Origin of the sequence: Streptomyces sp. P9-2B-2, assembly GCF_030406865.1 — a bacterium.
Lineage (GTDB): Bacteria > Actinomycetota > Actinomycetes > Streptomycetales > Streptomycetaceae > Streptomyces > Streptomyces platensis.
Map to the genome: position 1 here is coordinate 1,684,258 of NZ_CP129126.1, position 8,165 is coordinate 1,692,422.

The 8,165-nt window shown below is 70.3% G+C and carries 1 protein-coding gene; it reads right to left on the reverse strand.

The features are described from left to right. Nucleotides 1-11 precede the first annotated feature (11 nt). On the reverse strand, nt 12-8,162 hold the full coding sequence (locus QT196_RS07240) for a non-ribosomal peptide synthetase (RefSeq protein ID WP_290354612.1): 8,151 nt from the start codon (nt 8,160-8,162) through the stop codon (nt 12-14). Nucleotides 8,163-8,165 lie beyond the last annotated feature (3 nt).

The window sequence follows — 8,165 nt, forward strand, 5'->3', positions numbered from 1 at the left end:
AGAAGTTCCCCTCACAATGGGTTCTGGATGTCGGTGAGCACACGGTCGATCACCGCGCAGATCGCGGCCGCGTGCTGGGGCCGGGACATGTCGCGGTGCTCGCAGGGGATCTCGTGCTCATGGATTTTGCGCACGTACGGCTCCCATTGGGTGGCGAAGCCTTGGTTGTGCACCGTCGCGGTGAAGAACAGGAGGTCGCCGTCGAACACGGGGGTGGTGAAGGCGTCGAGGAGCGCCGAGTGCTCGACGGTGACGCTGGCCATGGTCCTGAAGAGCGACCGGACATCGACCTCGTCCATCGTGCTGCCCAGGAAGTCACGCACCAGTTCCTGAGTCCTGGCGTCTTCGAGAATATCGTTCTCGTCGAAGGCACTGTCGGCCCCGCGACCGCCGGAGGCAGCGCTGTCCAGCATCGCCAGCAGGCCCACCTCGTGCCCGCGCCGCCGCAGTTCGACGGCCATCGCGTGCGCGAGGGTGCCGCCGCTGGACCAGCCCAGCAGGAAGTACGGGCCATCGGGCTGGACCTTGGCCATGTGTTCCAGATAGCCGTCGACCATCTCCTCGACGGACCGCGCCCGCGGCCGCGTCCGGTCGTACTCGCGCGCCTGAAGACCATAGAGCTGCCGGTCAGGCAGGTGGTTGACGAAACCCATGTACGCCCAGCACAGCCCGCCCCCCGGGTGGATCATCCACAGCGGTGGCCGGCGCCCCTCGGTCTTGATCGGCAGCACCACGGCGAACGGTTCCTCGGGTGTGTCCGACGCGGTGACGGACCGCAGCCACAGGGCGAGGTCGGCCACGACCGAGTGCTGGAAGACCGCCCGGACCGGCACCGACACCCCCATGACCGCGGCGATCCGGCTGACCAGACGGGTGACCAGCAGCGAGTGGCCGCCCAAGGAGAAGAAGTCATCGTCGATGCCGACCCGGTCCACCCCGAGCACCTCGCCGAACAGCCCGGCCAGCGCTTCTTCATCGGGTGTCCGCGGCGCCCGGTACTCCGCGCCCGCGAAAACCGGCTCGGGCAGGGCCGCGCGGTCCAGCTTCCGGTTGGGCGTCAGCGGCAGTCGGTCAAGGAGCACGACCGCTGAGGGCACCATGAAGTTCGGCAGCGTGCCCGCCAGGTACTTCCGCAGGTCGTCGGGGTCGGGCTCGGTGGCCACCACATAGGCGACCAGGTGCGTCCCGGTGTCCCGGACCTCGCGGGCGATCACAGCCGCCTGCGTCACCGCCGGATGCGCCGTCAGCGCCGCTTCCACCTCACCCGGCTCGATCCGGAACCCACGGACCTTCACCTGACCGTCCGCACGGCCCCGGAACACCAACTCCCCCGCGGGAGTCCACGCCACGAGATCCCCGGTCCGGTACATCCGTTCGCCCGGCCCGCCGAACGGGCACGGCACGAACCTCCCGGCAGTCAGGCCGGCCCGGCCCGGATAGCCCCGCGCCAGACGTGTGCCGGCGACGTACAACTCGCCCACCACACCAGGCGGAACCGGCCGCAGCCCCTCGTCCAGGACGAACACCCGCATGTTGTCCATCGGCCGGCCGATCGGCACCTCCGCGCCCAGCGGCTCCGGCGACAGCTTGTGCACACTTGAGCAGACGGTGACCTCGGTCGGTCCGTAGGCGTTCACAAACGTCGTGTCCGGACAGCTCTTCGCGGCACGCTCGACCGCCCCGGGCGAAAGCCGTTCCCCGCCGATCCACACCTCGCGCAGCCCGGCCAGGCACGCCGGGTCCTGGTCGACCAGGTGGTTGAACACCGAGGTGATCAACAAGGTCGTGGTGATCCGCTGCTCGGCCACAAAAGACGCGAAGACAGCCGCGTCGTCGATATCGCCGGGCGGTGCCACCACTACGCGGGCGCCCCGCAGCAGCGTCGGCCACAGCTCCCAGGTCATCGCATCGAAGGTGTGCGGAGAGCGCAGCAGTACGCTCTCGTCCGCCGAGCGCCGCCAGCACGTGTCCGCCGCGAGCTGCACCACGCCCCGGTGGGTGATCCCGGTGCCCTTGGGCAGCCCGGTGGATCCCGAGGTGTACAGCATGTAAGCGAGCCGGTCACCGTGGTCGACGCGGTCCACCCGCTGGCCGGGCGCACTGGTTGCCGCGGCAAGGTCGTCGAACACCACGCGCGGGCAGTCATCCTGGGCCGGCCGGGCGGCGAACTCGGCATTGGACACGACGAACAGCGGCCGCGCGTCGCGCAGCATGAACGCCTGCCGCTCGGCCGGGTAGTCGGGGTCGATCGGCAGGTAGGCGGCGCCGGCCTTCACCACCGCCAGCAGGGCGACGATCAGTTCCAGCGACCGCGGCAGGGCCACGGCCACCACGGACTCAGCGGCGACACCCCGCCGGACCAACTCAGCGGCCACCTGGTCGGCCCGGGCATCGAGCTCACGGTAGGTCAGGGACACCCCGCCCGCCGTCACCGCGACCGCGTCCGGGGCGGCGTCGTCCACCTGCTGAGCGAACAGTGCCGGAATCGTGACGCCGGATACCGGCACGGCGGTGTCGTTCAATTCATGGACATACCGCTGTAGTTCACCGGGTTCGAGCACGTCGATCGTGCCGACGTGGCGGGTCGGGTCGGTGATGACCTGCTGGAGAACGTGGAGCAGTCGATCGACAGTCTTGGCGACGGTGTCGCGGTCGAAGAGGTCGGTGTCGTACTCGACGAGGCCGAGCGCACCGCCCCGCGCGTCGGGGCTGAGGAGGAAGGACAGGTCGAACTTCGCGGTGGCGGTGCCGGGGACCGGTTCGACGTCGACCGAGAGGCCGGGCAGGCGCAGCTCGGCCCGCGGGTTGTTCTGCCAGGCGAGGACGACCTGGAAGAGCGGATGGTAGGCGGCGGAGCGGTCGGGGTTCAGCAGCTCGACCAGGCGGTCGAAGGGCGCTTCCTGGTTGTCGTATGCGGCCAGCGCCTTGCCCCTTATCTGGTCGAGTACCTGCTCGAACGTCGGGTCGTCGGCCAGCCCCACCCGCAGCACCCAGCTGTTGACGAAGAACCCGACCAGATCGGTCAACGCCTCGTCCGTACGGCCCGCGATCGGCGAACCGATCGTGATGTCGTCGCCGCTGCCCAGCCGGTGCAGCAGGGTCGCCAGTGCAGCCTGCAGCACCATCGAGACCGTCACGCTCCGGCCGCGCGCCAGCTCTTCTACACCGGCGAGCAGGTCCGTCCCAACCGCGAATTCGATCTGGTCCGCGCGGCGGGCTCCCATGGCCGGGCGCGGACGGTCCAGCGGCAGCGGCAGCGGCTGCGGTATTCCTGCCAGTTCCCTCTGCCAGTAGCCGACTTGGGCGGCCATTAGACTGCCGTCCTCGGACTCCTGGCCCAGCATCGCCCGCTGCCAGATGGCGAAGTCCGCGTACTGCACGGGCAGCGGGCTCCACGGTGGCGCCTGTCCGTCCCGGCGAGCGGTGTAGGCCGCCGCGAGGTCGTTGACCAGGGGCACCGCCGAGCCTCCGTCACCGGCGATGTGGTGGAGCACGAGCGCGAGGACGTGGTCGCCCTCGGAACAGCGGAACACCGTGGCCCGCAAGGGCATTTCGGTGGCGAGGTCGAACCGGTGCCCGGCTGCGGCCAGCATGGCGTCAAGGAGACTTGCAGGCGTGACCGGCTCGACCGGCACGTCCAGCGGCACCTCGTCGGCCGGGATGATCCGCTGGTACGGCGTGCCGTCATCATCCTCGGCGATCAGCGTGCGCAGGCTCTCGTGCCGCACGACCAGGTCGAGGATCGCCGTCCGTAGCGCTGCCACGTCTAGCGCGCCGCGCAGCCGCAGCATGGTGGGCATGTTATAGCTGGTGGACGGCCCTTCAAGCCGGTGCAGGAACCACATCCGCTGTTGTGCGAATGACAGCGGCACCCGCTCGGGACGCGCCTGCCGCACCAGGGGCTGCCGCGCGTCCGGCCCCGCGGCCAGGTTCGCGGCCAGCCCGGCGACCGTGCTCGTCTCGAACACGTCCCGCACCGGCACCTCGACGCCCAGTTCGGCGCGGATCCGGCCGACCAGCCGCGTGGCCAGCAGGGAATGGCCGCCCATCACGAAGAAGTCGTCGTCGACTCCGACGTGATCGAGCCCCAGCACCTCGGCGAACAGGCCCGCCAGGATCTCCTCCTGCGGTGTCCGGGGCACCCTCCCGTCCGACGCGCCCGCGTAGTCCGGGGCGGGTAGCGACCGCCGGTCCAGCTTGCCGCTCGGTGTCAGCGGAATCTGGCCGATGGCCATGACAGCCGACGGCACCATGTAGTCGGGCAGCCGCTCGCGCGCGTACCCGTGCAGGGCCGCGAGGAGGGAGCCGACTTCACGCACTCCGGCCGGGTCGTTCGACAGCGCCCGGACGGTATGGCCGTCCGGGAGACAGCCGCCGGAGAACACCCGCCCGGGTGCGGGGCCTCCCGGCCACACGACGGCGTCGAACCGGTCGGCCGCACGGGACCAGGTCACCAGCGAGCCCCAGCCCCGTGCGGCGGCCCAGTCCTGGAACTCCTGGGGGTCGATGCCGGCGACCCCGTCGGTGGCCGGTTCGGTCTCGCCGATCAGGCGGGCGTTCGGGATGCCCGCGATGCGTACCGGGGTGTCTTCCTCGAAGTGGCACCGCTGTCCCACGCCTGCGAGGTCGGCGACCTGGGTGCCCCACACGAGCGTCGGCAGCTCACCAAGGAGCACCGGATCCGCCGGTGCCTTATGCAGGACCACTTCGTAGCGGTGCCGGGTCAGTTCGTTGTGGGCGGTGCCGGACTTCAGCCGGATGTCGACGGCAGCCGCGCCGGTGCGCTCGCCCCACCGCGTGAACCATTCCGGGTCGAGCACCAGTTCCTTCTCCACGAACACCGCGTGCTCGACCGTGGCCCGCAGGGCACTCGCGGCGGCGCCGGGGTACCGCGCCTGCTGTACGGCGTGGTGCAGCCGGCTCAGCGAGCCCGCATACCGCACATCGCCGATGACGACCCGGCCTCCTGGGGCCAGCAGCTCCATCGCGTGACACAGCACCCGGTCGAGGTAGTCCGCATCCGGGAAATACTGCACCACCGAATTCAGTACGACCGTGTCGAACCGTTCCGTCGGCAGGCCCGAGACGTCGTCCGCGGCCTGGTGGCGCAGGTGTACCCGGTCCGCCCACCCCATCGTGCTCACCTGGCCGCGCAGCCGATCGACCGCGGCGGCGGAGAAGTCCGTGCCCCAGTACTCCTCGACGTGCGGGGCGACGTGGGCCAGCAGCAGCCCCGAGCCGGTGCCCAGCTCAAGCACCCGGCGCGGGGACCAGCACAGGATCCGCTCGACGGCGGCGTCCCGCCACTCCCGCATCTCTGCGAGGGGAATGGGCTTTCCGGTATAGCTTGAGTTCCAGCCGGAGAAGTCCTCGCCCAAGCCCCCGTCTCCGGCGGCGTACATGCGCTCGTAAACCTGCTGCCACTCCCCGACCTGTTCATCGGCGGCGGAGCCGGACCCGGTCACATCCGGCACAACATAGGCCACCAGGCGCTGGTCGCCCTCGTGGTCCTCGCGGGAGACCACGACCGTCTGCGCCACGGCCGGGTGTTCGGTCAGGACGGCTTCAACCTCCCCAGGCTCGATGCGGAACCCACGGACCTTGACCTGCGTGTCCGCGCGGCCCCGGAACGACAGCTCCCCCGCGGGAGTCCACGCCACGAGATCCCCGGTCCGGTACATTCGCTCGCCCGGGCTCCCGAATGGGCACGCCACGAATCTCTCGGCGGTCAGGCCCGGCCGCCCCAGATATCCGCGCGCCAGACCGGCACCGGCCACATACAACTCGCCCACCACACCGGGCGGAACCGGCCGCAGCCCCTCGTCCAGGACGAACACCCGCATGTTGTCCATCGGCCGGCCGATCGGCACCTCCGCGCCCAGCGGTGCAGACGAGACCGGATGGCAGGTGGCGAACACGGTCGTCTCGGTGGGGCCGTATCCGTTGACCACCACCAGCCCCGGGCACGCTTCGAGAACGCGCGGCACCGCGGCCGGGGAGACCGCGTCGCCGCCCACCCAGACCTCGCGCAGCCCGGCCAGGCACGCCGGGTCCTGTTCGACGATCACCGTGAACAGCCCGGCGGTCAGCCACAGCGCGGTGAGCTGCCGATCGGTCACCAGTGCGGCCAGCGTGCCGGCGTGAAGGTCCTCCGGAAGGCTGATCACCACGCGGCCGCCGCCGAGCAGGGGCACCCACAGTTCGTAGGTGGAGGCGTCGAACGAGTGCGGAGAGTGCAGCAGCACGCACGTGTGGGCGCCGCCGCGCCACCGCTGGTCCGCGGCCAGGCTCACCACGTCGCGATGCGTCACCGCGATGCCTTTGGGCACGCCGGTCGACCCCGAGGTGTACATGACGTACGCGAGGAGGTCGCCGTGTTCCAACTTGTGCGGCGCCTCGTCCACGGCCGTGTGCAACTCGTCGACCAGCACGCTGGGCAGGCCGTCTGGCAGGGTGAACTCCCCGTCGATGATGACGATCGTGGGACCCGCGTCGCGCAGCATGAACGCCACCCGCTCCGCCGGATGGCCGGGGTCGACCGGGAGGTAGGCGCCGCCGGCCTTGAGCACTGCCAGCATGCTGACCACGAGGTCCGGTGACCGCTTCAGGGCGACCGCCACCAGGGACTCCGGCCCCACACCGCGGCGGACGAGGTTGCCCGCGAAGGTGTCGGCGAGCCGGTTGAGTTCCCGAAAGGTCAGCGTGCGCTCGTCGGCCACCAGCGCGATGGCGTCTGGGGTCGCGGCCGCCTGCCGCTCGAACCGTCCGTGGATCGACTTTTCCGGTATCGGCACCCCCGTGTCGTTGAGCTCGCACAGAAGCCGTTTCTCTTCGCCGGGTGCGAGGACGTCGACGGAGCCGATGTCGCGGCCGGGGGCGGACACCAGCTGACGCAGTACGCTCCGCAGCCGCTCGGCTATCCGCTCGACGGTGCCCCGGTCGAACAGATCGGTGGCGTACTCGATCACGCCGTATACGCCCCGCCCTGTCGCGTCGGGGGCGAAGTTGAAGAACAGGTCGAATTTCGCGGTGGTGGTCGGCACGGGCTCGGCCGTGACCTGCAGGTCCGGCAGATCCAGGTCCAGCCGGGCGAAGTTCTGCCAGGCAAACATCACCTGGAAGAAGGGGTGGTAGGCCAGCGAGCGGTCCGGGTTGAGCAGTTCGACCAGCCGCTCGAAGGGGGCGTCCTGGTTCTCGTACGCGGCCAGTGCCTTGTCCCGCACCTGCTTCAGAACCCGCTCGAACGACGGATTCCCAGCCAGGCCCACCCGCAGAACCCAGGTGTTGACGAAGAACCCGACCATGTCGGCCAGGGCCTCGTCCGTGCGGCCCGCGATCGGCGAACCGATCGTGACGTCGTCCCCGCCACCGAGGCGGTGCAACAGAACCGCCAACGCGGCCTGCAACACCATCGACACGGTCACCCCGCGGCCGCGGGCCAGCTCCTCGATCCCGGCGAACAGCTCCGGCTCGACGGTGAAGTCGACGACGTCGCCCCGGTATCCCGCCGTCGCGGGGCGCGGCCGATCCACCGGGAGCGGCAGCGGCTGCGGCACGTCCGCCAGCTCCTGCCGCCAGTACCTGACCTGCCTGGCCAGCACGCTGTCGTCATCGGACTCCTCGCCGAGCAGCTCTCGTTGCCACAGCGTGTAGTCCACGTATCGCACCGGAAGCGGCGTCCAGTCCGGCGCGCCTCCGGTCAGCCGTGCCGTGTACGCGGCGGTGAGATCCCGGATGAACGGCGCGACCGAGCCGCCGTCGGCAGCGATGTGGTGGATCACCAGCGCGAGCACATGCTCCTGGTCCGAGCGGCGCAGCACGCGCGCCCGCACAGGGATCTCGGTGCCCAGGTCGAAGGGGCGCTGGGTGACCTCGTCGATGGCGGCGGTCTCTCCGTCCGGCCGCACGGGCACCAGAGGTAAGTCCAGCGCCACGTCGCCGGCCGGCAGCACTTGCTGGAAGGCGACGCCGTGCTCGTCCTCGCCGATCAGCGTGCGCAGGCAATCGTGCCTGCGCACGACGTCCCGTACCGCCTCCCTGAGCGCCTCGACGTCGAGCCTGCCCCGCAACCGCAACACCACGGGAACGTTGTAGGTGGCTGACGGGCCGGTGAAGCGGTAGAGAAACCACAGCCGGCGCTGGGCAAAAGACAACGGAAACATTCG

Bases quoted from the DNA above. Each gene is read 5' to 3' on its own strand.
- QT196_RS07240 (WP_290354612.1), bottom strand. From the start codon at position 8,162: ATGTTTCCGTTGTCTTTTGCCCAGCGCCGGCTGTGGTTTCTCTACCGC.